The following is a 25,273-nucleotide window of genomic DNA, read 5'->3' as shown; positions in this document are numbered from 1 at the left end:
ACGCTCGGCGAAACCGCGCAAAAAACAGCGATGGCGAGACCCGTTCGCGCCTCCGCGAACACGCCTCGCCATCGACATCGTGCGCCGCCAGGGACTCGAACCCCGGACCCGCTGATTAAGAGTCAGCTGCTCTAACCAACTGAGCTAGCGGCGCATGACTCTCGCCGACCGCTTGATCTGTGTCTCGCGGGCGGCGACAAAGAAAATACTACCTGGTCTCCAGGAGTGCTCCGGACCAACGGCCGGTGCCGTTCGGAGCACCCCTGGATCGCCTGGATCGACTAGATGGCCAGGGACAGCAGCACCGGCGCCGCGCTCCGGTTCAGTGTGTCCGCGGCCTGGCGGAGACGGTGGGCGTGCTCGACCGGGAGGGACAGTGCGAGGCAGCCGACCGCGGAGCCGGCGCTGATCGGGACGGCCGCACAGACCGTGCCGACCGCGTACTCCTGGAGGTCGAGATGGGGCACGGTGGGCGGCTGGGTCTCCAGGCGGGACAGCAGAAGCTTGTCGCTGGTGATGGTGCGCGAGGTGAGGCGGGCCAACTTGTGGCGGGAGAGGTGGTCGCGCCTGCTGTTGTGGTCGAGCTGGCCCAGCAGGCTCTTGCCGATCGCGGTCGCGTGCGCCGAGAAGCGGAAGTCGACCCACTCGTTGACCACCGGGGTGGTGGGCCCGTCGGCGTACTGGGAGATCCTGACCTCGCCGTCGACGTACCGGCTGAGGTACACGGCGGCGCCCACCGAGTCGCGCAGCCGGTCCAGGGTGCGTTGGAGCTTCTCGCGCAGGGCCTGCTCGCGGCCCTGCGCGGAGCCGAGTCGGGTGAGGGCGTCGCCTGTGATGTACGCCCCGTCGGTGATCTGCTCGACGTAGCCCTCGCGGCGCAGCATCCTCAGGAGGGTGGTCAGCCGCTCCGGGGTGAGGCCGGTGAGCCGGGCGAGCTCGGTGTCGGTGACTCCGGTCGTGTGCCGTGCCACGGTCTCCAGGACGCGCAGGGCGTCCTGGGCCGAGTGGTACGGCGCGGTCGGCTCGTGCTTCAGCGCCACGGTGTCCCCCTGCGCTCGCTCGGTCGCACTGCTGCTGGCACTACTACTGGGCCGTAATCCGGACAGCGAATCCCTTCCACGATAACGGTCAAGAGGCTTGTTGTGAGCGGCTGTTGACGAGATTCCGACCCCCGCCCACCGCTCTCAACAGGGGGGCAGGCACTCTGGCATATGCCAGAGTCCTGACCCGGCGCCCGGACCTCGAAGGTTGAACCGCGTTCAACTCCTGAGGTCAGAGCACCGCGCTGAGAAATTCTCGCGTCCGGTCGTTCTCCGGCTCGCTGAAGATCTTCTCCGGCGGCCCCGACTCGATGACCCGGCCGGAGTCGAACATCAGGACCTGGTCCGAGATGTCCCGGGCGAAGTTCATCTCGTGGGTCACGCAGAGCATCGTGATGTCGGTGGTGCGGGCGATGTCGCGCAGCACGTCGAGGACGCCGGCGACCAGCTCCGGGTCGAGCGCGGAGGTCACCTCGTCCAGGAGCAGCACCTGCGGCCGCATCGCCAGCGCCCGGGCGATCGCCACCCGCTGCTGCTGGCCGCCGGAGAGCTGGGTCGGGCGGGCATCGCACTTGTCGGCGAGGCCCACCAGGTCCAGCAGCCCGCGCGCCCGTTCCTCCGCCTCGTCCCTGGACAGGCCGAGCACGGTCACCGGGGCCTCGGTGATGTTCCGCAGGACGGTCATGTTCGGGAACAGGTTGAACTGCTGGAACACCATCCCGATGTTCTTGCGGACCTCGCGGATCTGCTTCTCGGGGGCCGGGAAGAGCTGCTGCCCGTCGACGGTGATCGTGCCCTCCTCGGGCTTGGTCAGCGTCATCAGCAGCCGCAGGATCGTCGTCTTGCCGGAGCCGGACGGGCCGATCAGGGTGACGTGCTTGCCGGAGTTCACGGAGAAGTCGAGGTGGTCGAGGACCGTGTTCGACCCGAATCGCTTGGTGACCTGGTCGAACCGGATCAGCTCGCTGCCGTCCACCGGCCGGTTCACGCTCGCGTCGGGCTCTTTCGTCAAAGGGGTGTCAGCGGACAAGGCGTCGCTCCAGGGCTCGTACGAGAAGGGAGGCCGGATAGGCGATGACGATGAAGGCCACACCGATCACCGTCAGGGGCTCGGTGAACTGGAAGTGCTCCTGGGAGAACAGCCGCGCCTCGCCGAGCATCTCCATGACGGTGATCGTCATCAGGATCGGGGTGTCCTTGAGCATCGCGATGACGTAGTTGCCGAGGGCCGGGACGACCCGGCGGATCGCCTGCGGCAGGATCACCGCGGTCCAGGTGTGCCGCACCGGCAGATTCAGCGCGGTCGCCGCCTCCCACTGGCCGGCGGGGACCGCCTCGATGCCGGCGCGGTAGACCTGCATCGTGTACGTCGAGTAGTGCAGTCCGATCGCACAGATGCCCGTGGTCAGCGCCGACCAGGTCAGGCCCCACTCGGGCAGCACGTAGAAGAAGAAGAAAAGCTGCACCAGCAGCGGGGTGTCGCGGATGAACTCCGTGACCACACCGACCGGCCAGCGCACCCAGCGCGACGGCGTGCGCATCAGCAGCGCCCACACCAGCCCGAGCACGAACGAGATCAGCGAGCCGATGGCAAGGATCTGCAGGGTGACCAGCAGGCCTTCCCAGAACTTCGGCATGAAGTCGGCGACAGCGCTCCAGTCCCATTTCATCCGAGAGCACCTCCCGCGCCCACGCCGGTCGTCTCAGGACGACGCAGCTCCTGCTCGGGCGTGCGCCCGACCGACTTGCCCAGGCCCGCCTTGAGCTTGCGCTCCAGTCCGCGCATTCCCCGCGTGAGCAGGAAGGCGATGACGAAGTAGATCAGCAGGACATACGTGTAGATCTCCGCGCTCTGCTGCAGTGCGAGGCGCACCAGGTTGGCGCTGAAGGCCAGGTCGCCCATGCCCATGACGGACACCAGCGCGGTGCCCTTGAGCAGCTCGATCAGCAGGTTGGAGAACGGCGGGATCATCTCCGGCACCGCCTGCGGCAGCAGGATCAGCCGCATCCGCTGCCAGGGTGTGAAGCTGAGGGCGACGCCGCCCTCGCGCTGCGCCGGGTCGACCGAGTTCAGCGCGCCCCGCACGATCTCGGCGCCGTACGCACCGTAGGTCAGCCCGAGCGCGAGCGTGCCCGCCCACAGGGGCACCAGCTGCCAGCCGAACGCGATCGGCAGCACGAAGAACACCCAGAAGATCATGATCAGGGCGGAGGTCCCGCGGAAGACCTCGGTGTAGAAGCCCGCGAGGAAGCGGACGATCCACAACCGGTGGGTGCGGGCCATACCGACTCCGAAGCCGACCGCCGCGGCCACCAGTCCGCTGAGGACGAGGAGTTGGACGGTGGTCCAGATCCCTTTGAGTACGAGTTCCCAGAGTCCTGAGGTCATCCGCCGCAGAGCTCCTTCGCGGTCAGATCGGTCATCTCGGCCTTGGTGAAGCCGAACGGCCGCAGAACGCGGAACAGTTCGCCGCTCTTCTTGAGCTTGTGCAGCTCGACGTTGAAGGCGTCGCGCAGCTTCGTCTCGGTCGGCCGGAAGGCGAAGGCGCCCCCGTCGACATGGGGCTTGCCCTTGACGAGCGGCGCGAAGGCCCTGGTGGCCTCGGCCTTGGAGGACTTCTTGACGACTTCCCGGGTGGTGAGCGCCGTACCGGCGAAGACGTCGACGCGTCCGGCCTCGACGGCGTTCAGTCCGGCGACCTGGTCCGGCACGACCAGGATGTCGCTCTCCTTGTACCCCGCCTCGACGGCGTACTGGAGCTCCGCGTAGCCGGTCCCCGTGGCGAACTTGGCCTTCTTCGCGACGATGTCCTTGTAGTCGTGCAGGCCCTTCGGATTGCCCTTGCGCACGATGAAGGAATCGAGCATCTGGTAGTCCGGGTCGGCGAAGATGACCTGCGCGCAACGCTCGGGATTGACGTACATCCCGGCTGCCACGACGTCGAACTGCTGCGAGTTCAGGCCCGGTATCAGCGAGCCGAACTCCGTGGGCACGGGCTGCACCCGGTCCACGCCGAGCCGTTTGAAGACGACCTTGGCCAACTCCGGTGCCTCGCCGGTCAGATCGCCGTTCTTGTCGATGTAGCCGAACGGGATCTCACCCGCGATGCCCAGCCGTACGACGCCTGACGCCCTGAGCCGGTCGAGGAGATCACCGCCTTTCGTCGTCGACGCGGTGGCCACCCGACTGCATCCCGCGGTGCCCAGCGCACCGAGCGCCGCCACCCCCGCGAGCAGCGATCGGCGGCTGGGCCCGGGTGACCCGGGTGTGTGTCTGTCGTTCCCAAAAGGTGGAGCCATGGCGGCGCGGCTACCCGAGAGCATGCGATGTATGCACCATGGGATGCATGGCTGACCGCTACATCGAAGTCTCGCTGGTCAAGCGTGGAATCACCTGCACGGCAAAACTGCTGGACGACCGCGCCCCGCTCACCTGCGCGGCCGTGTGGGACGCTCTTCCGCTGGGCAGCGACGTCTATCACGCGAAATACGCCCGAAACGAGATCTATGCCCTTTTCTCTCCTTTCGCGACATCAGAGCCACCCCTGGAAAATCCGACAGTCACCCCTATTCCCGGAGATCTCTGCTATTTCTCCTTCGCGGGATCGGAACTCGGCACCAAGGCATACGGCTACGACCGCGAGGTCCGCGCCGGCACGACGCTCGTCGACCTCGCCCTCTTCTACGAGCGCAACAACCTCCTCCTGAACGCCGACGTGGGCTGGGTGCCCGGCATCGTCTGGGGCCAGATCGTCGAAGGACTGGAGGAGATGGCCGAGGGATGCAACGACCTGTGGCGGTCGGGGGCGGCAGGGGAGACGCTCAGCTTCCGCCGGAAGTGACAGGGGAGGCGATCCCCGCCTCGTAGAGCGCGTGCGCCGCCCGAAGCACCAGGCCGTCCCGGTGCCGGGCGGCCACGAGCTGCAGACCGATCGGCAGACCGTCCCCGTCGCGTCCGACCGGGACGGTCCCCGCCGGCTGCTGGGTCATGTTGAACGGGTACGTGAACGGGGTCCACCCCGTCCAGCGCCGGTGCCCGGAGCCCTTCGGCACCTCCGCGCCCGCCTCGAACGCCGTGATCGGCAGCGTCGGCGTGACGAGGAGGTCGTAGGACTCGTGGAAGTGGCCCATGCGGCGGCCGAGTTCCATGCGGACGTCGACCGCGGCGAGATAGTCCAGCGCGCCCAGGCGCGCGCCGGCCGCGCAGATCTCCCGCAGTCCGGGGTCGAGCAACTTCCGCTGTTCCGGCCCGAGTTGCTGGGTCACCCGGGCCGCCCCGGAGAACCACAGGGCGTGGAAGGCGTCCACCGGGTCGGTGAGGTCCGGGTCGGTCTCGGTGACGTACGCGCCGAGTTCGGCAAGCCGCTCCACCGCCTGGCGCACCGCGGCGGCGACCGCGGGCTGCACCGCCACCTGTCCGCCGAGGGAGGGCGAATAGGCGACCCGCAGGCCCCGCACCCCGCCCGACAGCCCGGCGACGAAGGAACCGGGCGCGGCCGGCAGCGCCGACCAGTCGCGGTCGTCCGGCGCCCCGATCACATCGAGGAGCAGCGCCGCGTCCGCCGCGTCCCGGGTCATCGGGCCCACATGCGCCAGCGTGCCGAAGGCGCTCGCCGGATAGAGCGGCACGCGCCCGTACGTCGGCTTCAGCGCGAAGATCCCGCAGAAGGCCGCCGGGATGCGGACGCTGCCGCCGCCGTCCGTGCCCAGGGCGAGCGGGCCCGCGCCGAGCGCCACGGCCGCCGCCGCGCCGCCGCTGGAGCCGCCCGCGGTGCGGCTGAGGTCGTGCGGGTTGCGGGTCACACCGGAGCGCGGCGAGTCCGTCACGCCCTTCCAGCCGAACTCCGGCGTCGTGGTCTTGCCGAGGAACACGGCGCCGTGCTCACGCAGCCGGGCGACCGAGGGGGCGTCCTCGTCCCAGCGGCCGCTCTCCGGGATCGTCCTGGAGCCCTTGAGCGTGGGCGCGCCGCGCAGCAGCAGGATGTCCTTGACCGTCGTCGGGACCCCGTCCACGAGCCCCTTCGGCTCGCCGCGCCGCCAGCGCTCCGTCGACTCACGGGCCTGCGCGAGGGCCTCGTCGGCCGGCAGGCGCACGAACGCGTTCACCTCCGGCTGGATCCGCTCGGCCCTCTCCAGCGCGGCCCGCGTGACCTCCTCCGGACTGAACTCGCCCTTGCGGTAGCCCTCGACGAGTCGTGCGGCGGTCAGCTCGGTCAGGCCGGGGTCCGTCATCTGCCCTCCATCGCTTGAGCGGTTCAGCGTCCTGGTACGTACCCACGCTTCTTGTCGACCACGTTCAGAAGCGGTCTGCCCGCTGCCCAGCGCTCGTACAACTCCACGAACTGGGTACCGAGTTGATCGCGCCAGCCGATCGTGTCCCCGCTCATGTGCGGGGACACGATCAGGCCCGGCACCTCCCACAACGGGCTGTCCTGGGCGAGGGGTTCGTGCTCGAAGACGTCCAGGGCGGCACCCGCGATCCACCGCTTGGCCAGCGCCTGGGCGAGCGCGTCCTCGACGACCAGCCCACCGCGCCCGATGTTGATGAAGCGGGCCGACGGCTGCATCACGCCGAAGCGGCGCTCGTCGAACATGCCGTACGTCTGCTCGGTCAGCGGGGCCGCGGCGATCACCCAGTCGGCGCGGGCGATCAGACGGTCGAGGTCGTCGGGGCCGTGGATGCCGGTGTGCGGAGCGCGTCCGACGAGTGCCGTCGTCACGTCGAGCGCCTTGAGCGTGCGGGCGATCGTCCGGCCGATGGGTCCGGATCCGACGACACACGCGCGTGTGCCCGCGACCCGCTGTGTCTCGCGGTGCCGCCACGTCCGCTCGCGCTGCAGCTCCCAGGTTCCGGGCAGGTCCTTGGCCATGGTGAGGACGAGGGCGGCGACGTACTCGGCGATGGGCTGATCGAAGACACCGCGCGCGTTGGTCACGACCGTGTCGGACGCGGCGAGTTCGGGGCACATCAGATGGTCCACGCCCGCGCTCGCCGTATGCACCCAGCGCGGCCGCGGACCCTCGCCAGGCCAGGCGGAACGCACGGCCCGGGAGGCGAAGTCCCAGACCAGGAGCACGTCCGCGTGCGGCAGACGCTCGGCGAGGCTCGCCTCGTCGGTGTGCTCGATCAGGGCGCGGCCGGTGAGCCGGCCGAGACGGGGCGGGGGGTCGGCATCCAGGACGAGAAGGGTGGGGGCGGGGTCGCTCATACGGATTTTTTCTCCGGGGCCGGCTGTCCTACGAGGGCGCCGCACCGTCCGTGACGTGGGCGGACGCGGGCGTTGATGCGGGCGGAACACGGATGTGACACATGCGTCGACATGCACGGATTGACCACGCTCGCACCAGAACCTACCTTCGTCAACACGGGCGTGCTGACAGTCCGTTGCCCAACCCTTTCTCGCTGTGAGGACGGTGCCTGTATGGAGGTGTCGTTTCTGGGTGGACCCCGCCCGCAACGCGGTGTCGGTGTCGTCGCCCCTTTTGATTTCGCCCTGGACCGCGAGCTGTGGCGCTGGGTCCCGGACGAGGTCTCACTGCATCTGACGCGCACGCCGTTCGTGCCGGTCGAGGTGAGTCTCGACCTCGCCCGTCTGGTGAGCGAGCACGAGACGCTCGACAACGCGGTCCGCACCCTGACCGCGATCACCCCGGAAGTCGTCGCGTACGCCTGCACGTCCGGCAGCTTCGTCGGCGGAATCGTCGGTGAGCGGGCGATGTGCGCGGCGATGACACGCGCCGGCGAGGTCCCGTCGGTCACCACCTCGGGCGCACTCCTTGAGGCGCTGGCGGCGCTCGACGCGCGGCGCGTGGCGCTGGTGACCCCGTACACCGTCTCGGTGACACGCGCACTGGAGGAGTACGTCGCCGAGGCGGGCGTCACGGTCACCGGATGCGCGTACATGGGCCTGACCAGGCACATCTGGAAGGTGCCGTACCGCGATGTGGTCGACATGGCCCACCAGGCGGTACGGGGTGACGCCGACGTGCTGTTCATCAGCTGCACCAACCTTCCGACGTACGACGTCATCCCCCAGCTGGAGGCCGAACTGCGCATCCCGGTGATCTCGGCCAACCAGGTGACGATGTGGGCCGCGCTGTCCCGGCTGGGTACCCGGGCCGTGGGGCCGTATCAGGCGCTGATCGATCCGGCGGCGCGCTCCGGCCCCGTACTGCCGGAACTCCCGGACGGTGAACAGCAGCAGGAAGGCAGGCCATGACCGCACTCGGATTCCTCTACCCGGGCCACTCCGCGGAGGACGACTACCCGCGCATCGAGCAGTTGCTGGGCAGCGACATCCGGCTGGACGTCGTGCACACCGACATCGGCGAGGACGCGCACCGGGTGGACGCCCTGCTGCAGATGGGCTCGGCCGAGCGGCTCGCGGCGGGAGTCGCGGAACTGCGCATGGCGGGCGCCGAGTCGGTGGTGTGGGCCTGCACCAGCGGAAGCTTCGTCTACGGCTGGGACGGCGCCCACGAGCAGGTGCGCTCCCTCGCCCGTACGGCGGGGCTGCCGGCGTCCTCGACGTCCTTCGCCTTCGCTCACGCGCTGCAGGAGCTGGGCGTGCGGCGGGTGGCGGTCGGAGCGACCTACCCAGACGACGTGGCCGGGCTGTTCGCGGAGTTCCTGCGGGCGGGCGGCGCGGAGGTGACCTCCGTCCGGGGTGCCGGGATCATCACGGCGGCGGAGGTCGGCACCTGGGGCGAGGCGGAGGTGTTCCTGCTGGCGCGGGACGCCGACCGCCCCGACGCGGACGCCCTCCTCCTGCCGGACACGGCCCTGCACACGGCGGCGCACATCCCGGCCCTGGAGAAGGAACTGGGCAAGCCGGTCCTCACGGCCAACCAGGTCACGGTGTGGGAGGCGCTGCGGCTCGTGGACCGGAGGGTGAACGCGCCGGTGCTGGGCTCGTTGTTCACACGGGAACCCCTCGTGCAGGTCTGAGGCCGGTCCCGTCTCCGCCCGGGGGGAATAAAGCGGAGAGTGCCTCCTGTTAGTCGGTGACGGACAGCGCACGGCCGAAAACAGGAGGCACCGACGGTGACGGCAGACGAGAACGCGGCGGCGGACGGGATCCGGGCGACCGCACAGGGCACCGCGCCCGTACCCCTGTCCGTACTGGACCTGGTGACCGTCGGCGCGGGCCGCACGGCCACCGATGCCCTCCGCACCAGCGTCACCCTGTCCCGCCTCGCGGAGAGCCGTGGCTTCCACCGGTACTGGGTCGCCGAGCACCACTCCATGCCGGGGGTCGCCTCCTCGTCCCCCGCCGTGATCCTCGCCCACCTCGCCGCCCACACCGACCGCATCCGGCTCGGCTCCGGCGGCGTCATGCTCCCCAACCACGCGCCCCTCGTCATCGCCGAGCAGTTCGGCACGCTGGAGGCCATGGCGCCCGGCCGCATCGACCTCGGCCTCGGCCGCGCCCCCGGCACGGACGGCGCCACCGCGGCGGCCCTGCGCCGCACCGACCGGCTGAACGAGGGCGCCGACGACTTCCCCGAGCAGCTCGCCGAGCTCACTCGCTTCCTGGACGACGACTTCCCCGACGGGCACCCCTACCGCCGCATCCACGCGGTACCCGGCCCGATCCAGGCGACCTCCCCCGGCGGCGTCCAGTCCCCGCACCGCCCGCCGGTCTGGCTGCTCGGCTCCTCCGGCTTCAGCGCACGCCTGGCAGGCGTCCTCGGCCTGCCCTTCGCCTTCGCGCACCACTTCTCGGCGCAGAACACGGTTCCGGCCCTTGACCTCTACCGGGAGTCCTTCCAGCCCTCCGCCGTCCTGGACGCCCCCTACGCCCTCATCGGCGTCTCCGCGCTCGCCGCCGACGAAGAGCAGGAGGCCCGCCGCCAGGTCCTGGCCGCCGCGCTCAACATGGTCCGGCTGCGCACCGGACGGCCCGGTCTCGTCCCCACCCCCGAGGAGGCCGAAGCATACGAATTCAGCCCGATGGAGCGGGAGTTCATCGCCTCCTGGAACTCCAACGTCATCCACGGCACCGCCGACGAGGTCCGCGCGGGCCTGGACGACCTGCAAAAGCGCACCGGCGCCGACGAGTTGATGATCACCGCCAACGCCCACAGCGCGGAGGTGCGACTGCGCTCGTACGAACTCGTCGCGGACGCCTACGGGTTGCCGACCACCCGATCCCCGGCGCGCGGGCTCTGAGCCCCATCGGTCCCTGGGCTGAGCAGCTCGGAGATACGATCCGGCGACACCGGCCGTGAGTACAGCCAGCCCTGGCCGGTGTCGCAGCCGATCCGCCGCAGCCGGGAGGCCTGAGCGGAGGTCTCCACGCACTCCGCGGTGACGGTCAGGCCGAGCCGGTGGGCGAGCTGGATCATCGCCTCGACCACCACCTCGTCGGCCGGGTTCGGCGCAACGGCCCCTTCCTTGTCGCTCTCGTACTGGAAGCCGCGCACGAAGGAGCCGTCCAGCTTCAGCACCGACACCGGAAGCCGGCTGAGATACGCCAGGTTCGAGTAGCCCGTGCCGAAGTCGTCGATCGCGATGCCGACACCCATCTCGCTGAGGGCCTGCAAAACCTGGAGCGGGCGGCCCGACGACCCCATCACCGCCGACTCCGTGAGCTCCAGCTGCAGCAGATGGGGGGCGAGACCCGTCTCGGCGAGGGCCTCGGCCACGTCCGCGACGAGATCCGAGTCCCAGACCTGACGCACCGCCACGTTGACGCTCACGAACAGCGGCGGCTCGTCCGGGTGCTCCAACTGCCAGCGGCGCGCCTGACGGCAGGCCGTGATGAGGACCCAGCGGCCCAGCGGGACGATCGAACCGTCCTCCTCCGCCAATCCGATGAACCGATTCGGCGTCAGGACACCGAACTGCGGGTGGTTCCAGCGCACCAGCGCCTCGACACCCCGCAGCCGGCCGTTGTCCATGCCCACCAACGGCTGGTACTCGAGGACGAATTCGCCGCGTTCGATGGCCGGGCGGAGGGTGGACGCGAGGGCCTGACGGGTCATGCGGTGGGCGTTGCGCTCCGGATCGAACAGCGTCCAGCGGGCCTTTCCGTCGGCCTTCGCCCAGTAGAGGGTGGTGTCGGCCGCCTGCATCAGGGCGGTGGGGGAGGTGCCGGCCGCCTGCCGCTCCACGACGCCGATGGAGGCCGACACCGACACCCGCTGTCCGGCCAGGTCGAAGGGTGCCTGAACCGCCTCCAGCACCGACTCGGCCAGATCGGCCAGTTGGTCCGTGCCCGTGGAGTCCTCCACCAGCAGGGCGAACTCGTCGCCACCCAGCCTCGCCACCAGCGGGGCGCTGGCTCTGGCGTAACCCGCCTCGTCGGCGCAGCGCGTGAGACGTTCGGCCACGGCGGCCAGCAGCCGGTCGCCGACCCGGTGGCCGAGGGTGTCGTTGACGGCCTTGAAGCCGTCCAGGTCGAGGTAGCACAGGCCGATCCGGCCGGTGCCGTTCTCCTCGTACGACTCCGCCTCCAGCGCGGCCGTCAGGCGCTCGAAGAAGAGGGTGCGGTTGGGTAGCCGGGTCACCGGGTCGTGCATCTGCAAGTGCCGCAGCCGGCCCTGGAGTTCGCGATGGGCGCTGATGTCCGTGACGGACATCAGGAGCCCCTCGTCGTGGGTCGTCAGGGGCGAGACGGTGACCTGGACCCAGGCCGACTGGCCGTCGGGGTGCTTCAGACGGCGTGTGCACCGCAGTCTGGCCTCGCGGCCGCGCAGCATCTCGCGGTACGCGTGCCAGGTGCGGGCGTCGGACGCCAGGTCCATCAGGTCGGCGGCGATCCGGCCGACCAGGGTGTCCGGGGGGCTGCCGAGCAGGGCCCCGAACCCGTCGTTGGCGCTGACCACCAGGCCCTCGCGGTCGACGACCGCCATGGCCAGGGGGGCAGCTGTGAAGACCGAGTGGTACACCGGCGGCTCTGTACGAGTCGCCGACGGCTCGGTACGAGGAGACGCGCAGGCGTCACTCTCTGTTACGGCGCCCCGGTCGAGGTCTGCCGTGGGCGCCGGCCCTTCGGACGTTCCGCTCACCGCTCGCTCCCGCAGTGCACTCGATCTCTGTCCGTGCAGGAAAGTGTGCCGATCATAGAGGCAGACCCAAGGGCCTTCCAGCCACTGTCCAGTGTCCCGGATCGAGCGGCACTTCCGACAGATCGTTTCTGCCCGCAGCTGGACGGGTTCTTGGGGCTGCCGATCACTTGTGACGTTCCGTGAGCGTTTCGGGGGTGTCGGCTCTGGCGGTCCTTCGCCTGCCTCACTCGTCTGGGGCAGGCAAACAGGACGTAGTACTACAAATGCACACAGGCTGGGTGCGGTGTCCCGTGTACCGCTCCCGGAGGTCCCTGTGCTGCAACCGTCTCCCCTCAAGGGATTCAGGGGTCCCCGACTGCGCAGTACCGCCGCCGTGTTCACCACTTTGTCGGCCGTCGCCGCGACCTCGCTGGTGACCGGGCCCTCGGTGGCCGAACCGTTCTCGGCGGTGCCGTGCGCGCTGCAGCGCACGGGAGTCCATCACTCGGAAGGCCTCGACACCTGGAACGCCGCCTACCCGCGGCCGACCCGCTCGCTGAACGCGGTGATGGTCTTTCTGTCCTTCCCGGACGCGGTCCCGCGGACCACGCCCGCCCAGCTGGCCGCCGACCACTTCCCGGCCACCAGCCGCTTCTTCGAACAGGCCTCCTACGGCAAGTTCACCCTCGACGCGCATCCGCTGCGGCACTGGATCCGGATGCCGAAGGCGTCGACGGCGTACGCCATACAGCGGGACTGGAGCGCCGACCACCGTGCCACGTACCTGCACGACGCGCTGGCCGTCGCCGACCCCCAGGTCGACTTCTCCCGCTACGACGTCGTGTACTTCGTCGCCGACCCGGACGCGCCCGGCGTGGACTCGGACGCGACGAAGGTCGTCAACCTGGACACTCCGTTGCGCGCCGACGGTACGGACCTCCGTCGGGTCGTCACCGTGTTCGAGAAGCACCCGCCGGACCGGCTCGTGCTGGCCCACGAGACCGGGCACGTCTTCGACCTGCCGGATCTGTACCACCGGCCCGACGACGGCAAGGGCGACTGGGACACGTACGTCGGGGACTGGGACCTGATGGGCAGCCAGTTCGGGCTGGCCCCCGATCTGTTCGGCTGGCACAAGTGGAAGCTGGGGTGGCTGGCGCCGCGGCAGGTGGTGTGCGTGCGCGAGTCGGGCGTCACGCGGTTGACGCTGGAGCCGCTGGGTGCCGGGCCGGGGGTTTCGGAGACGGGCGTGGCGGGGCCGCCGGCCCTCGGGATCGGGCAGGGCGTGAAGCTCGGCGTGGTGCGCACCGGCAGGGACAGCGTGATCGCCTTCGAGGCGCGCGGACCGGTCGGCAACGACACGGGGTCCTGCCGGGCCGGGATTCTCGTCTACCGGGTGAACGGCGGCGCACAGTCGGGCGACGGCCCGATCGAGGTGCTGGACGCCCACCCGCACACCGAGGCCTGCTGGGAGAACTCCGTCTACCCGCCCCTGGCCGACGCCCCGATCGGTCTGGGTGAGACCTTCACGGTCCCGGGCGAGAACCTCCGGGTGCAGGCGGAGGCCCGAACGAGCACGGGCGCCTGGAGAGTCAAGATCACCGCAGACAGCCAGTAGCCCACCGCGAGACGTGACTCTTCGGCCGGCGGCCAAGGCGGCCAAGGCGGCCAAGGCGGCCAAGGTGGCCAAGGTGGCCAAGGTGGCCAAGGTGGCCAAGGTGGCCAAGGTGGCCAAGGTGGCCAAGGCGGTCAGGGCGGTCACGGCGGCCAAGGTGGCCAAGGCGGTCAGGGCGGTCACGGCGGCCAAGGTGGCCAAGGCGGTCAGGGCGGTCACGGCGGCCAAGGTGGCCAAGGTGGTCAGGGCGGTCAAGGTGGTCAGGGCGGCCAAGGTGGTCAGGGCGGTCACGGCGGCCAAGGCGGCCAAGGTGGTCAGGGCGGTCACGGCGGCCAAGGTGGCCAAGGTGGTCAGGGCGGTCAGGGCGGCCAAGGTGGTCAGGGCGGCCAAGGTGGCCAAGACGGGTCGACATCCACGGCAGGCGGGAGCCCGCGTCCACGGTGAGCGCGGGCGGGTCACGATGGGTCCGCGTCGATGGTGTGCGTGGGTTGGTGGCCGGGATGGGTCCGCGTCGACGGTGTGCGTGGGTTGGTGGCCGGGATGGGTCCGCGTCGATGGTGTGCGTGGGCCGGCGGCCACGATGGATCCGCGTCCACGGTGAGCGTGGGCCGGAGGCCACGATAGGTCCGCATCTGGGGCGAGCGTCGGCCTGCGGCAGCATGATGGGCGGGCCTCCTCCACAGTGAGCACGAGCCCCCGGCCATGACTGGCCTGGCCCCGCGCCCCAGTGATCCTCGGCCCACCCACCAAGGGGCCCCGCCCCAGAGCCCCCGCGCCGACGCCCACGTCGACCGACGGGGTTGGGGGTGTGGGTGGCAAAGCCCCCGCAACGCGCGGCGAAGCCGCGCAAAAACAACGATGGCGAGGCCGGTTCGCGCTTTCCGCGAACATGCCTCGCCATCGCCAACGTGCGCCGCCAGGGACTCGAACCCCGGACCCGCTGATTAAGAGTCAGCTGCTCTAACCAACTGAGCTAGCGGCGCCTGCTGACGTCGTAGACCTTAGCATCCTGATCGGCCGGGGGAAAAATCGATATCCGCACGGCGGCGCGGGCCGCCCGGACGGCTGCCCAGAGGAGGATTTCGGCGCCCGGCAGCCAGGGGTGACGGGTGTCGGGGGCGACGAGCCAGCGGGAGTCGCATGAGGTCGGCCGGTCGGCGGAGAGGAGGGCCGGGACGGTCACCGCGTCGCCGTTGCCGTGGCACAGCAGGGGTGGGACCGCCGCCGTACGGCCGACTTCCTCCCAGCGCAGCAGGGAGGGCAGCCGCTGGGCCGTGCCGGGCGCGGCGAACAGCAGCATGCGCCCCCGGAAGGTCGCCACCGGGCCCGAACCGGGCCCCTCGTCCCACAGCCGGTCCACTATCCGGCGGCCGAAGACCGCAGGTGTGCTGACGACGTCGAAGGCGGTGCCGCAGGGGAGCACGACGGGTGCGTCCGGGCGCTCCTTCCAGAGGGTCAGCGTGCTTCGCGGATACGTTCCTGCCGAGGCGAGCCAGGCGGCTCCGTCCGCGGTGACTCCCGAGACGTCGAAGCGGTCGGAGAACGGATCGATGCGTTCGCTGCTCATGGCATCTATATCTACCGGCTGTGAACGCACCGCTCCCGAGGGTTGCCGGAAATCGGGACAGGCAGGAGGGGGAGGGAGTATCTTGCCCGACTGGCATATGCCAAAGCGAAGTGGCCCGTTTCAGACCGGGTCCGCGGAGCCCCGGCCTTCGGCCCCGCTCATCAGGTCGCGTCCGAACTCCACCATCTTCTTGGCATAGTCCTCGGTCCACTCGGCCCGTTCTGCGATGTCCGCCGGCGTCAGCCGGTCGAAGCGCCTGGGATCCGCCAGCTGGGCGGCCGCCATCGCCTGGAACTCCACCGCACGGTCGGCCGCCGCGCGGAACGCGTGCGCCAGCTCCGTCGCACGGGCCAGCAGCGCCCGTGGATCGTCGATCGACTCCAGGTCGAAGAAGTGCTCCGGGTCGGAGGCCGCCTCCGCGGGCTCGAACAGCAGGGGCGCGGGGCGTAGCCGCGGTTCGTTCCGACGCGGCGTGGGCTCCGCCATGTCTTCTCCTCCTCGTACGTCGCGTCCGGCCCGTCCAAGAGCGGACCACCGTCCATTGTCCCGCGCCCGCGCAAGTGGGCCGCGGAGCATGAAGGCCTCGGCCTCCGCATGCTCAAGGCGTCCACACCACGCGATGTTCCCCGAGCCGTGCCAGCACCGCGTGGTTCGCCTCCCATCCGTCAGGGAACTTCACGAGCGTTCCCAGCTGGACCGGCTCCGTCGACGGGTAGTCGTCCAGCAGCTCGCTCACGCCCGCCCGGCAGACCACGATGCATGCGTGCCGGTGCCGGGAGGCGAGGACGCAGAGGCGGCCCGTCTCCAGGTGGAAGGCGGTGGCGTCGGGGCGGCCGGAGAGGGGGTGGAGGACGACCGTCACGTCGTACTCGCGGCCCTGGAGGCGGTTCGCGGTGTCGACGGTGACGTCCGTGACGCCCAGTTCCGCCAGTGCCGCGCGGACGGCCGCCGCCTGGTCGCGGTGGGCCGTGCCGACGGCGATCCGGTCGGGGGTGAGCGGCAGGGGCTCCTCGGGTGCGCGCTCCGACGTCGCCGCGCCGCCCCGGTCCAGCAGCCGCCGTACGACCACGGCCACCGCCCGCACCGCCTCCGGATCCGTCCGGGGGGTTGTGCGTGCGGGCAGCTCCAGCAAGCCCCAGCCGGACTCCGCGGCCTCGTCGATCACCCGGTCGGGACCGGAGCCGTCGGACGGAACGGCGAAGGAGAGGCGGCGGTCGCCGTGGTCCGTGCCGCTGCGGAAGGGGGTGTACGGGTAGAAGGCGTCCGAGACCAGGGGCGCGGCGGAGGCCGGGAGGCGCCAGGACACCGGGAGGCGGTGTTGCGGCAGCTCGGGGTTGTGGGCCAGAAGAGTGGTCACGGCGGAGGCGGAGGGGTCGTACGACAGGCCCGCCCACTGCTCGCTGCCCACGATCGCGAACGGATCCAGCTGGCCCGGGTCACCCACGAACAGCGCCCGCTCGAACAGCCCCGCCACGGCGAGCAGCGAGTCCGAGCGCATCTGGTACGCCTCGTCGACGATCGCGTGCCGCCACGGCTCGTCGACCTTCACATGCGCCCACTTCGCGGACGTGGAGACGACGACCGAGAGGCCGCTCAGCTCTCCGGCCTTCGCCGACTTGCGTACGTTGGGCAGGTCGTCGAGCGCCTTGTCGTACGGGTCGGCCTCGCTGCTGTGCAGGCGGCCCACGGGGAGCTGCGGGCTCTTCTCCGCGAGCCTCAGTACGAGGTCGTCGACCTGTGCGTTCGTCTGGGCCACGATCATCAACGGGCGGCCCGCGTCGGCCAGTTCCAGGGCCGCGCGGACGACGAGCGTGGACTTGCCGGCGCCGGGCGGCGAGTCCACGACCACGCCGCGATGGGTGCCGTGCAGGGTGTCGCGCAGGATGGCGCCGGTGGCCTCGCCGGCCAGGGCACCGGGATCGAAGGCGGCGGTCACAGGACGTCCTCGGCGGTCGGGGGATCGGCGGTCTCGTGAACGGCTTCGCCCGGCGGCCCGCCGTGGGTCCACGGTGTCTCCTCCGGGTCGGGCAGTTTCGGCCCGCCGCGCTGCTCGTGCTCGAAGGTCGTGAAGCAGAGCAGGTCGCCCTTCTCGGGCACCGAGCCGGACTCGGGCACCTTGCCGCGGCCCATCTTGTCGACGATGCGCAGGACGAGCAGATCGTCCCCCTCCCGCCCGACGAACTCCGCAGACTGCGGCTTGCCGCCCAGCGAGCGGTACACCCTGGCCCGCTCGCCCAGGTGCGGAAGGTCCTCGGTCCGTACGGTGACCAGCGGGCGTGGGCTGGGCCGCTTGCCCTCGCTGTACGCCATCACGACGTCCGTCACCTCCCCGGTGAACGCCTCCCCGGACAGCCGCCGCCCCGCCATCACCAGCGGGTCGTCGAGGGCCTCCTGGGCCTCCAGCCGCGCCTGCTCGCGCTCGCGTGCGGCCAGCTTGCCCGCCGCGGTGACCGCGTCGTCGCGGCGCGGCTGCGGGGGCTCGCCCGCGACGATCCGGTCGCGCTGGCCGGTGAAGGACCAGCGGTCGCGCGTCCACCGCTCCTTGACGTGCGCCCCGTCGGGCAGCGCACGCAGCAGGTCGAGGCCCTGCCAGACCCTCTCCCAGGTCGGCAGGGTGCGGCTGAGCACCAGGGCGCGGATGTCCCGCTCGGCGGTGGTGAGTTCACCGAGCCGGTCGTCCGCCTCCAGCCCGTCCTCGGCGGCGGCCAGGGCGGTACGCGCGCGGTCGTGGCGCTCGATGGCGGGGGCGAGCAGCTTGTTGTCGAACGCCGGGTCGGTGGCCGGTCCGGCGGGCGGGCAGAGCAGCTGGCCCCGGGCGTCGCGGGCTAGTTCGGCCGCGAGCGCCGCATCGGCGCCCGTCGACCCCTCCGGCGGGGCGATCCAGGCGAGCAGCGCGCCCAGGTGCTGGTCCTCCAGAGTGGACTGGCCGGTCGCCCAGTGCCGGGCCAGGACGTCCGTCATCGCCAGCAGGAGGGAGGAGCCGGGGACGCGGGCGCGCTCCCCGAAGTGCGTCAGCCAGCGGCCCAGCAGGGGCACGCGCGGGGGCGCGGGATACGGGGTCTCCGGGTCCTGTTCCGCCGTACGCCTGAAGCGCATGGAGCGGCCGAGGAGTCGTACGAAGTCGACGCCCGCGCGACTCGGGACGATCAACTGCGGGGCGTCCGCGCACAGTTCGACCTCGACCTTGACGCGCTTGCCGGTCTCCGGGTCGGTCTCGCTCCGCTCGGCGGCCTCCACGGCGCCCGTGTACGCGTCGAGATACGGCAGGACGATGTCGGCCAGCTCCGCCAGGAAAGCGAACCTGAGGTCGCGGTCGCGCGGCTGGGACACGGCCAGCAGACGCGGGGTGTCCCGGTCGGTGCCCACCAGCGCGCCGAGCGGGGCACCGGCCTCGCCCGCGGTGGTGAGCGGCACGAAGACCAGGGGCCGCTCGGACAGATGCCGGTGCCGGACGGTGGCGGCGGGCTGGGCGTGCCCGGTGCGCACCGCCTCCAGCCGGCCGAGGGTGGAGATCAGCGACATGGGGTGACCTCCTGGCCGAGGGCCTGCGCACGGAGTCGCGCCGCTCTGCGCAGCGCCGCCACCGCGGGGTCCTCGGGGTCACCGCTCTCGCCGCGGGCCGCGGCGAGGACGTCCTCGACCGTCGACAGGCTGCCGAGTTCGGCGCGGACCGAGCGGCCCAGCGTGGTCACCGCGCCGGCCGCGCGGGAGCGGTCACGGCAGTGGAAGGCCAGCTCGCAGGCGGACAGGCACTCGGGCGCGTACGTCGCCGGGACCGACTCCACGGCGGACGTCAGCTCGGCGGCGGGCAGCTCCGGAGAGAAACAGGTGCCCTCGGGGAGCGCGTCGGCGATGTCCTCGATGCGGGTGAGGCGGGCCAGCTGGCGGCCGGTGACCGCGCGCTGCTTGCGCACGTCGACGGCCGAGGCGGTGGGCAGGTTGGAGAAGTCCTTGGGGCAGACGAGCAGGATCCGGTGCCGCACCCGGGGGGCCGGGTCGAGTCGGGCGGCGACCTCCTCCAGGGCCAGCACGTACACCGCCGCCTGACGTGCGGCCGCGCCCACCTTCGCCGGGTCCGCGGCACCGTCCAGCATCGGGAAGGACTTGATCTCGACGACCGTCCAGCTGCCGTCGGGGTGCACGACCACGGCGTCCGGCTCCAGGAACGCGGGGGAGCCCGCGACGTCGAGCGCGAGCATCGGATGGTCGAGCAGGGTCCAGGTGCCGGGGGCCGCGGTGGCCTCGCGCAGCGCCAGTGCCGTACGCGCCGCGCGGCCCTCGGGGCCGGTGGCCAAGAGGTCGGGCACCCGCGCCTCGGCGGGCGGCTCGGCGCGCCGGTCCAGCTTCTCGTGCACCAGCCTGAGCAGCTCCGCGCCGCCGTCCCCCTTGACCTTCGCCTCGAAGGCGTTGCCCCGTGTGAACGCGAACTGCGACTGCCCGAAGGCCGACGGGGAGCCCAACGCGCTCGCCAGCGTGGCCTTGTTCACCCCGGCGCCGTCCAGGATCGCGCGCCTCTGGCAACCCGGGTTGGCGGCGAGCGCCGCGAGGGCGCGCGCGTCCAGCGCCTTGGCCGGTACGTCGGGACCGCGCAGCTCAGCGAGCCGCTGCCGGAGCGCCTTCCCCCGCGTCCGTGGGAGAGGCACCCGGTTCGGCTCCGGATCCGGTCCGGGACTCGCGCTGCCGTGGAATTCGCTCACCCGCGGAAGTCTGGCATCCGGCACTGACAATTGAGGAACCTGCGACCTGGGAGCGCCCTGAGGCGAACGAGATCCGCGCCCGGACCCGGTCCGCGCCGCGTATCACGTACGGCGTCAGGACCAGCCCGACCCCCATCACGGCCGCACCCGCGACCGCGTCGAGGAAGTAGTGGTTCGCGGTGCCCATGACCACGATCGTGGTCAGCAGCGGGTAGGCGACGGCGGCGACCTTCATCGCGGGCGTCCTGCCGTACCGCCACAGCATGACCCCGCACCACAGCGCCCAGCCCACATGCAGGCTCGGCATGGCCGCGTACTGGTTCGTCATGCCCCCGAGGCCGCGCGGGGCGCTGGCGTCGCCGCCCCACCAGCCGTACGAGCTGTACTGGGCCATCGTGTCGACGAACCCGTGGCCCGCCGACAGCAGGCGCGGTGGGCAGGTCGGCAGCAGGGTGAAGCCGATCAGGCCCATGAAGGTGGACGTCATCAGCCAGGTGCGGGCGGCGCGGTAGTGCACGGCGCGGGAGCGGAACATCCAGATGAGGATGGCGGGCGTGACCAGGTAGTGCAGTGACGCGTACCAGAAGTCGGCCGGGACGCCGAGCCACGCCTCGTGCGTGAAGAGCCGGTTGAGCGGGTGCTCGGCGTTGATGTGCAGGACCTTCTCGATCCGCAGGATCGACAGGCCGTGGTCGACGGCGCCGTCGGTGTCGCCGCGGACGAGGAGCCGGCCGGCCGAGTAGCAGGCGTACACCAGGAGTATCAGTGGCAACTCGGTCCACCAGCGCAGGCGCGTCCGCGGGGTTGCTGCCTCGATGCCCGGTGTCGCCTCGGTCTTCGGCATCCGATCGCTCCCCCTTCATTCTCGCGCGGTGCCCGCGGGCCCGGGCGTGCCACTTTACGGCGTACATGCGCGCCCGTTCCGGGCGCCCCGGCTCTCAAAGACGCTGAGATCGCCCCCCGGGTTGCCCCCGCGCGGGGTGCGCGATGATGGAAGGGTTCCGCCTGCGATCTCTCCCGGAAGGGTTCTCTCTCCCATGGCACCGCGCATCCTGCTGGCCCGGCACGGACAGACCGAGTGGTCGCTGTCCGGCAAGCACACCGGCAGGACCGACGTGCCGTTGCTGGAGGAGGGCCGGCGTGGCGCCAAGCTGCTCGGCGAGCGGCTGCACCGGGCGCCCTTCGAGGGGCTCCCGGACGTCGAGGTGCGCACCAGCCCGCTGGCACGCGCGCGTGAGACGTGCGAACTGGCCGGGTTCGGGGAGCGGGCGGCCGCCTGGGACACGCTGATGGAGTGGGACTACGGGGCGTACGAGGGCATGACGCCCGAGGACATCCAGGCCGTCAGGCCCGGCTGGCTGATCTGGCGGGACGGTGTCCCTCAGGGCGAGTCCCTCGCCGACGTGAGCGCCCGGGCCGACGAGGTGGTGGCGTGGGCGCGCGAGGCGGAGCGCGACGTGCTCGTGTTCGCGCACGGGCACATCCTGCGGTCCATCGGGGCGCGGTGGCTGGGTCTGCCGCTGGACTTCGCGGCCCGGATCCGGCTCAACCCGACGTCCCTGTCGGTGCTGGGATGGGCCTACGGTGAGCCGGCCGTCGAGAGCTGGAACGACCTGGGGCACCTCGCGGGCTGACCCCGCCGCCGCGGACCGCTCACGCAGTACGCGGCACGGAGGCGTGCCGCTCCAGGAACCCCGACACCCCGGACGCGCGCCGGTGCGGCAGCAGTACGCGTGCCGTCCCCGCCAGCATGGTCTGGATCCGTGACGACTGGACCTGGTCCAGCAGATCCAGCACGCGCATGCCGGCCGCCGCCGCCTCGTCGGGGCGGCCGCCTCTCGCCAGGTCGTCGGCCAGTTCGGCCGTGTACAGGGCGATGTTGCGGGTGAAGTGCGGGTTCTGGAGCTGCGCCGCACGGCGGGCGTGGCGGGCGGCGCGCGGCCAGTCGCCCAGCGTCGACCAGCACTGCGCCTCAAGACCCTCCAGTTCGGCCTCTCCGTAGAAGCTCATCCACTCGGGATCGGCCTCCGTGGGGCCCCGTTCATAGAGGGTCTGGGCGCGGACGAGGGCCTGTTCGCAGCCGGTGCGGTCGGCGAGCCCCGCCCAGCCGCCCGCCTCACGCAGCGCGAGCAGCGACATCAGACGGGGAGAGCCGAGGGGGTGCGCGACGCGTTGCGCGGCCTGCGCGGCCCGGACCGCCTCGCGCGGTCGCCCGGTGTCGCGCGCGAGGAACGCCGTGTTGCAGAAGGCATGCGCCTCCAGGGCGTCGTCCCCGGTCATCCGGGCGGTCGCGAGCGCTTCCGCGTAGTGCGAGCGCGCGTCGTCGAAGCGCCCCGAGTCATGCGCCAGCCAGCCCACGGAGATGGCGAGTTCACCGGCGCCGGAGTGGAGACGCTCGGCGGTCGCCTGACGGGTCGCGCCCGCGTCCAGCAGCGCGTACGCGGCGCGCAACGGGGCCGACGCGCGCCGGTAGAGCCCGTCCGCGCCGTGCCGGTCGTCGAGCAGCCGGATTCTGCGGACGGCCTCTTCGAGCGCGTACGCGTCGTTCGTACCGGGGCGGCGGAGGGGACGCCCCGCTGCCGCGGCGTCGAAGGCGAGCCCGATCGGGCCCAGTGAGGCGGCGGCCACCGTGGCGCCCCCGCCGGTCATGAATGCGCGACGCAGCACGTCGCTCTCCTCGTGGTTCTCGTGAAACGCATGGCTCTCGTGATGCTCATGCGGGTCGTACGGGTCCTGAGGTTCCTGCCGGTTCTGGGTCTCATACGGCTCGTACGCCCCGCGCGTCTCACCGGAGGCGTGCGCCCGGCGTCCGCGTACGGACGCGCGGGACGCGAAGCCCAGGTCGGTGAGCGTGCGGCCGGGGAACATATGCAGGAACACCCGTTCGTATGCGTAGTTGGGACAGCGGATCTCGCCCGCCTCGACCCGGCCGACGTAGCGCGCGTCGCAGCTGACCCGCTCCCCGATCTCGCGCGCGGCCCGTCGGACCGCCGCGGCGAACTCGGCCGGCGAGCGCTGTCCGCGCAACCGCCGGAAGACGAGGTTCGGCCGCGATGGCCGTGCGGGCGTGGGCTGAGACGAGGTCGGCTTGGACGACGTCATGGCCGGGTCCTCTCGTGCGAACCGTCGAACCATGCCGGATTCGGGGTGAGTTGTCCGTATAGCGCCCCGCTTCCGGCGGAGCAAGAACGTACCGGCTGTGCACGACCCGCCACGCAGGGTTTGGCTACAAACCGGATATCTCATACGGGATCTGCCATGAACTGCCATCCTTTGCGGCTGACTTCCGCCGTAGCCGTTGACGTGGCGACGCGTTGAACCCGGCGGACCGGGAGCCGCCCGAACTCCCGACCCGCTTCGTTCAAGGAGGGGTTCCGTAGTGGAGGCCGCGATGGAGACCAGCCAGAGCGTCGTTCCTCGTACGCCGTCGACGACGATGGCGCATGCCCCGACCGCGGAGCGCAGCGAGCCGCCCCGCACCGGCGGCGCGTGCGATCTCGTCACCGTGCCCACGCGGCAGGGCCTTGAGGCGGTCGACATCCTGCGGCGCGGGACGGGCGACGCGGTCGGTCCCGTCCTGCACGACGACGGCTGCACCACCCTGGGCTTCCTGGTCCCGCCCGGCACGGCCGCCGCCTGGGACGTCCCGGGCAGCACCTGTACCGAGACCGACGGCCGCGGTCTGCGCCTGAATCCCGAGCCGCCCGTGGAGGGCTCGGACTGGCTGCTCCCGCCCGGCGAGGCCGACCTCGCCACCGATCCGGCGATCCTGCGTGCCGCGCTCGGCGAGGCGGCACGGATCATCAAGGCCGCGGACAGCTGCCGCTGACCCGAGGCCGTGCCGACCCCCGCGCGGGCGGGCCCGTCACGGGCCGCCGATAATGGCGCAGTGGGAAAGACCAGGAAGTCCCGGCGCGGTGGTGGCGGTGCCGAAGCGGTCGTCGAGGCCGTGGACGGCGGCCTCGCCGAGCTCGTGCCCGACCCGGAGCGGGCGCGGGCCTGGACGCTGCTGATCGACGGGGCACCGCAGTCGCACGTCGACCTCGACGACCCCTCCCACCTCTCCTTCGAGTACCAGCGCCGGCTCGGGCACGTCATCGACCTCGTCGCGCCGGCCGGGAAGCCCGTGCACGCCGTGCACCTCGGCGGGGGAGCCCTCACCCTCGCCCGCTACGTCGCCGCCACCCGCCCCCGCTCCACCCAGCAGGTCGTCGAGCGGGACGCGGCGCTCGTCCAACTGGTCCGCCGTGAGCTGCCGTTGGACCCGAACGCCCGCATCCGGGTGCGCTCCGTGGACGCCCGCGAAGGGCTCGCCAAGGTGCTCGACGGTTGGGCCGACCTCGTCGTCGCCGATGTGTTCAGCGGGGCCCGCACCCCCGCGCACCTCACCTCGGCCGAGTTCCTCGACGAGGTCCGCCGGGCCCTGAAACCGGGTGGCGTGTACGCCGCCAACATCGCCGACGGGCCGCCGCTCGCCCATCTCCGCGGCCAGATCGCCACGGCGGCCGCCCGCTTTTCCGAACTCGCGCTGCTCGCCGACCCGACCGTGCTGCGCGGCAAGCGCTTCGGCAACGCGGTCCTCGTCGCCTCCGACGCCCCGCTGCCGATCGCCGAACTGACCCGCAGCGCCGCCTCCGACCCGCACCCCGGCCGGGTCGAACACGGGCGCGCGCTCGTCGACTTCACCGGCGGGGCGGCGCCCGTGACGGACGCGGCGGCGGTCGCCTCCCCGGCGCCGCCGCCCTCGGTGTTCCGCTAGGCCCTGTCGGACCCGCGCCGTCAGTAGTTCCCTATCTCCACATGCGGCGGCCCGTCGTGCCAGGTGCAGAACACCGACACCCGGTCCGCACCCGAGCTGAACTCCACCCGGATCCATGTCTCCGTCTTCCAGACCTGCATCGACCAGCCCGCCCCCGGCGTCGCCGACACCAGCGTCGCGTCCGTCCTGCCCAGGTCGAACACCGCGCGGCCGCCGTCGGTGTCGTAGGCCTTGACCCGGCCGGACGAGGTGGGGGTCGGGGTGGGGCCGGCCGTCGGTGTCGTCGACCTCGTGGCGGTCGGGGCCGGGGAGGGCCTGTGCGACGCGCTCTTCGACGCTGACGGGGAGGGCCGCTTCGTCGACGACGCCAGCGGCTTCGACTCCTGCGTGGTCGCGTCCGCCGCCGTGATCGGCAGGGCGCGCGGCGGGTCGTACGCCGTGCCCGCCATGACCGTATGGACGCCCCACCACGACAGCGTGACCGCCGCGCCCGTGGCGAGCGACCAAGCCAGTACGTGTACGAGGGCTCTGCGCATCGCGGGCCATACTGCCTCACGCGCCCCACCGGTGTCCCGCCCGGCGTCCACATGGGCGGAGTTGTCC

The 25,273-nt window shown here is 71.5% G+C and carries 25 protein-coding genes and 2 tRNA genes; 9 read left to right on the top strand and 18 right to left on the bottom strand.

Annotated elements, in window-relative coordinates; all coding sequences use genetic code 11:
• Positions 1–80: 80 nt before the first annotated feature.
• The 6 genes from ACYUED_RS15915 to ehuB all read right to left on the bottom strand — a co-directional run bounded on the left by ACYUED_RS15915 (position 81) and on the right by ehuB (position 4,340).
• Positions 81–154, bottom strand: a tRNA-Lys gene (locus tag ACYUED_RS15915).
• 127 nt (positions 155–281) lie between these two features.
• A complete protein-coding gene (locus ACYUED_RS15910) occupies positions 282–1,040 on the bottom strand; it encodes an IclR family transcriptional regulator (protein ID WP_491292945.1) in 759 nt (252 codons plus the stop codon).
• A gap of 232 nt (positions 1,041–1,272) precedes the next feature.
• Positions 1,273–2,052, bottom strand: coding sequence for an ectoine/hydroxyectoine ABC transporter ATP-binding protein EhuA (gene ehuA, locus ACYUED_RS15905; RefSeq protein WP_491294274.1), 780 nt, complete (start codon positions 2,050–2,052; stop codon positions 1,273–1,275).
• Positions 2,053–2,059: 7 nt separating this feature from the next.
• Positions 2,060–2,710: an ectoine/hydroxyectoine ABC transporter permease subunit EhuD gene (gene ehuD / locus ACYUED_RS15900; RefSeq protein ID WP_491292944.1), complete on the bottom strand. Its 651-nt coding sequence runs from the start codon at positions 2,708–2,710 to the stop codon at positions 2,060–2,062.
• A complete protein-coding gene (ehuC, locus tag ACYUED_RS15895; protein ID WP_491292943.1) occupies positions 2,707–3,429 on the bottom strand; it encodes an ectoine/hydroxyectoine ABC transporter permease subunit EhuC in 723 nt (240 codons plus the stop codon). The genes ehuD and ehuC overlap by 4 nt, the downstream gene beginning before the upstream one ends.
• Entirely contained in the window at positions 3,426–4,340 is a 915-nt protein-coding gene (gene ehuB, locus ACYUED_RS15890) for an ectoine/hydroxyectoine ABC transporter substrate-binding protein EhuB (protein WP_491292942.1), read from the bottom strand. The genes ehuC and ehuB overlap by 4 nt, the downstream gene beginning before the upstream one ends.
• A gap of 47 nt (positions 4,341–4,387) precedes the next feature.
• Between ehuB and ACYUED_RS15885 the strand changes: the two genes are divergently transcribed.
• Positions 4,388–4,882: a DUF3830 family protein gene (locus ACYUED_RS15885; RefSeq protein ID WP_266584298.1), complete on the top strand. Its 495-nt coding sequence runs from the start codon at positions 4,388–4,390 to the stop codon at positions 4,880–4,882.
• Here ACYUED_RS15885 and ACYUED_RS15880 read toward each other — a convergent pair.
• Both ACYUED_RS15880 and ACYUED_RS15875 read right to left on the bottom strand, forming a co-directional pair.
• Positions 4,863–6,272 carry an amidase gene (locus ACYUED_RS15880; protein ID WP_491292941.1) on the bottom strand — a complete coding sequence of 470 codons (1,410 nt, stop codon included), beginning with the start codon at positions 6,270–6,272 and terminating at the stop codon, positions 4,863–4,865. The two genes, ACYUED_RS15885 and ACYUED_RS15880, sit on opposite strands and share 20 nt — an antisense overlap.
• Positions 6,273–6,295: 23 nt before the next feature.
• Positions 6,296–7,249, bottom strand: coding sequence for a D-2-hydroxyacid dehydrogenase (locus ACYUED_RS15875; protein WP_491292940.1), 954 nt, complete (start codon positions 7,247–7,249; stop codon positions 6,296–6,298).
• A 213-nt stretch (positions 7,250–7,462) separates the two neighbouring features.
• On the opposite strand from ACYUED_RS15875, the gene ACYUED_RS15870 reads away from it, so the two are divergent.
• From ACYUED_RS15870 to ACYUED_RS15860, 3 genes are all read left to right on the top strand, one after another.
• Entirely contained in the window at positions 7,463–8,260 is a 798-nt protein-coding gene (locus ACYUED_RS15870) for a maleate cis-trans isomerase family protein (RefSeq protein WP_491292939.1), read from the top strand.
• The gene (locus tag ACYUED_RS15865) at positions 8,257–8,988 is read left to right on the top strand and encodes a maleate cis-trans isomerase family protein (protein WP_491292938.1); all 732 of its coding nucleotides are present in this window, start codon (positions 8,257–8,259) and stop codon (positions 8,986–8,988) included. Before ACYUED_RS15870 ends, ACYUED_RS15865 begins: the two co-directional genes overlap by 4 nt.
• Before the next feature lie 96 nt (positions 8,989–9,084).
• On the top strand, positions 9,085–10,212 hold the full coding sequence (locus tag ACYUED_RS15860; protein WP_491292937.1) for an LLM class flavin-dependent oxidoreductase: 1,128 nt from the start codon (positions 9,085–9,087) through the stop codon (positions 10,210–10,212).
• Here ACYUED_RS15860 and ACYUED_RS15855 read toward each other — a convergent pair.
• The gene (locus tag ACYUED_RS15855) at positions 10,170–12,053 is read right to left on the bottom strand and encodes a putative bifunctional diguanylate cyclase/phosphodiesterase (protein ID WP_491292936.1); all 1,884 of its coding nucleotides are present in this window, start codon (positions 12,051–12,053) and stop codon (positions 10,170–10,172) included. The genes ACYUED_RS15860 and ACYUED_RS15855 overlap by 43 nt on opposite strands.
• Positions 12,054–12,336: 283 nt before the next feature.
• Here ACYUED_RS15855 and ACYUED_RS15850 point away from each other — a divergent pair, with 283 nt between their 5' ends.
• A complete protein-coding gene (locus tag ACYUED_RS15850) occupies positions 12,337–13,650 on the top strand; it encodes a M6 family metalloprotease domain-containing protein (protein WP_491292935.1) in 1,314 nt (437 codons plus the stop codon).
• 13 nt (positions 13,651–13,663) lie between these two features.
• A complete protein-coding gene (locus ACYUED_RS15845) occupies positions 13,664–14,248 on the top strand; it encodes a hypothetical protein (RefSeq protein ID WP_491292934.1) in 585 nt (194 codons plus the stop codon).
• Between the two features lie 308 nt (positions 14,249–14,556).
• On the opposite strand, the gene ACYUED_RS15840 is transcribed toward ACYUED_RS15845, so the two are convergent.
• The 7 genes from ACYUED_RS15840 to ACYUED_RS15810 form a co-directional block, all read right to left on the bottom strand.
• Positions 14,557–14,630 (bottom strand) — tRNA-Lys (locus tag ACYUED_RS15840).
• Entirely contained in the window at positions 14,621–15,214 is a 594-nt protein-coding gene (locus ACYUED_RS15835; RefSeq protein ID WP_491292933.1) for a bifunctional DNA primase/polymerase, read from the bottom strand. Before ACYUED_RS15835 ends, ACYUED_RS15840 begins: the two co-directional genes overlap by 10 nt.
• A gap of 120 nt (positions 15,215–15,334) precedes the next feature.
• Positions 15,335–15,700, bottom strand: a complete 366-nt coding sequence (locus ACYUED_RS15830; protein ID WP_491292932.1) for a DUF8844 domain-containing protein — start codon at positions 15,698–15,700, stop codon at positions 15,335–15,337.
• A 112-nt stretch (positions 15,701–15,812) separates the two neighbouring features.
• On the bottom strand, positions 15,813–17,150 hold the full coding sequence (locus ACYUED_RS15825) for an AAA domain-containing protein (RefSeq protein ID WP_491292931.1): 1,338 nt from the start codon (positions 17,148–17,150) through the stop codon (positions 15,813–15,815).
• Entirely contained in the window at positions 17,147–18,736 is a 1,590-nt protein-coding gene (locus tag ACYUED_RS15820) for a hypothetical protein (protein WP_491292930.1), read from the bottom strand. Before ACYUED_RS15820 ends, ACYUED_RS15825 begins: the two co-directional genes overlap by 4 nt.
• A complete protein-coding gene (locus ACYUED_RS15815) occupies positions 18,727–19,857 on the bottom strand; it encodes a hypothetical protein (RefSeq protein WP_491292929.1) in 1,131 nt (376 codons plus the stop codon). The genes ACYUED_RS15820 and ACYUED_RS15815 overlap by 10 nt, the downstream gene beginning before the upstream one ends.
• Complete coding sequence (locus tag ACYUED_RS15810; protein WP_491292928.1) at positions 19,808–20,755, bottom strand: phosphatase PAP2 family protein; 948 nt, start codon at positions 20,753–20,755, stop codon at positions 19,808–19,810. Before ACYUED_RS15810 ends, ACYUED_RS15815 begins: the two co-directional genes overlap by 50 nt.
• Before the next feature lie 193 nt (positions 20,756–20,948).
• Here ACYUED_RS15810 and ACYUED_RS15805 point away from each other — a divergent pair, with 193 nt between their 5' ends.
• On the top strand, positions 20,949–21,545 hold the full coding sequence (locus ACYUED_RS15805; protein ID WP_491292927.1) for a histidine phosphatase family protein: 597 nt from the start codon (positions 20,949–20,951) through the stop codon (positions 21,543–21,545).
• A 19-nt stretch (positions 21,546–21,564) separates the two neighbouring features.
• Here ACYUED_RS15805 and ACYUED_RS15800 read toward each other — a convergent pair whose 3' ends face one another.
• A complete protein-coding gene (locus ACYUED_RS15800) occupies positions 21,565–23,013 on the bottom strand; it encodes an NsdA family TPR-like regulatory protein (RefSeq protein WP_491292926.1) in 1,449 nt (482 codons plus the stop codon).
• A gap of 289 nt (positions 23,014–23,302) precedes the next feature.
• On the opposite strand from ACYUED_RS15800, the gene ACYUED_RS15795 reads away from it, so the two are divergent.
• Positions 23,303–23,740, top strand: coding sequence for a hypothetical protein (locus ACYUED_RS15795; protein ID WP_491292925.1), 438 nt, complete (start codon positions 23,303–23,305; stop codon positions 23,738–23,740).
• 60 nt (positions 23,741–23,800) lie between these two features.
• Positions 23,801–24,670: a spermidine synthase gene (locus ACYUED_RS15790; protein ID WP_491292924.1), complete on the top strand. Its 870-nt coding sequence runs from the start codon at positions 23,801–23,803 to the stop codon at positions 24,668–24,670.
• Between the two features lie 20 nt (positions 24,671–24,690).
• Here ACYUED_RS15790 and ACYUED_RS15785 read toward each other — a convergent pair whose 3' ends face one another.
• On the bottom strand, positions 24,691–25,206 hold the full coding sequence (locus ACYUED_RS15785) for a hypothetical protein (RefSeq protein ID WP_491294273.1): 516 nt from the start codon (positions 25,204–25,206) through the stop codon (positions 24,691–24,693).
• Positions 25,207–25,273 lie beyond the last annotated feature (67 nt).

It is taken from the genome of Streptomyces sp. DF42, from assembly GCF_058267695.1.
Note: the sequence above shows the minus strand (reverse complement) of the source record. Positions and strands in the feature narration are given on the sequence as shown.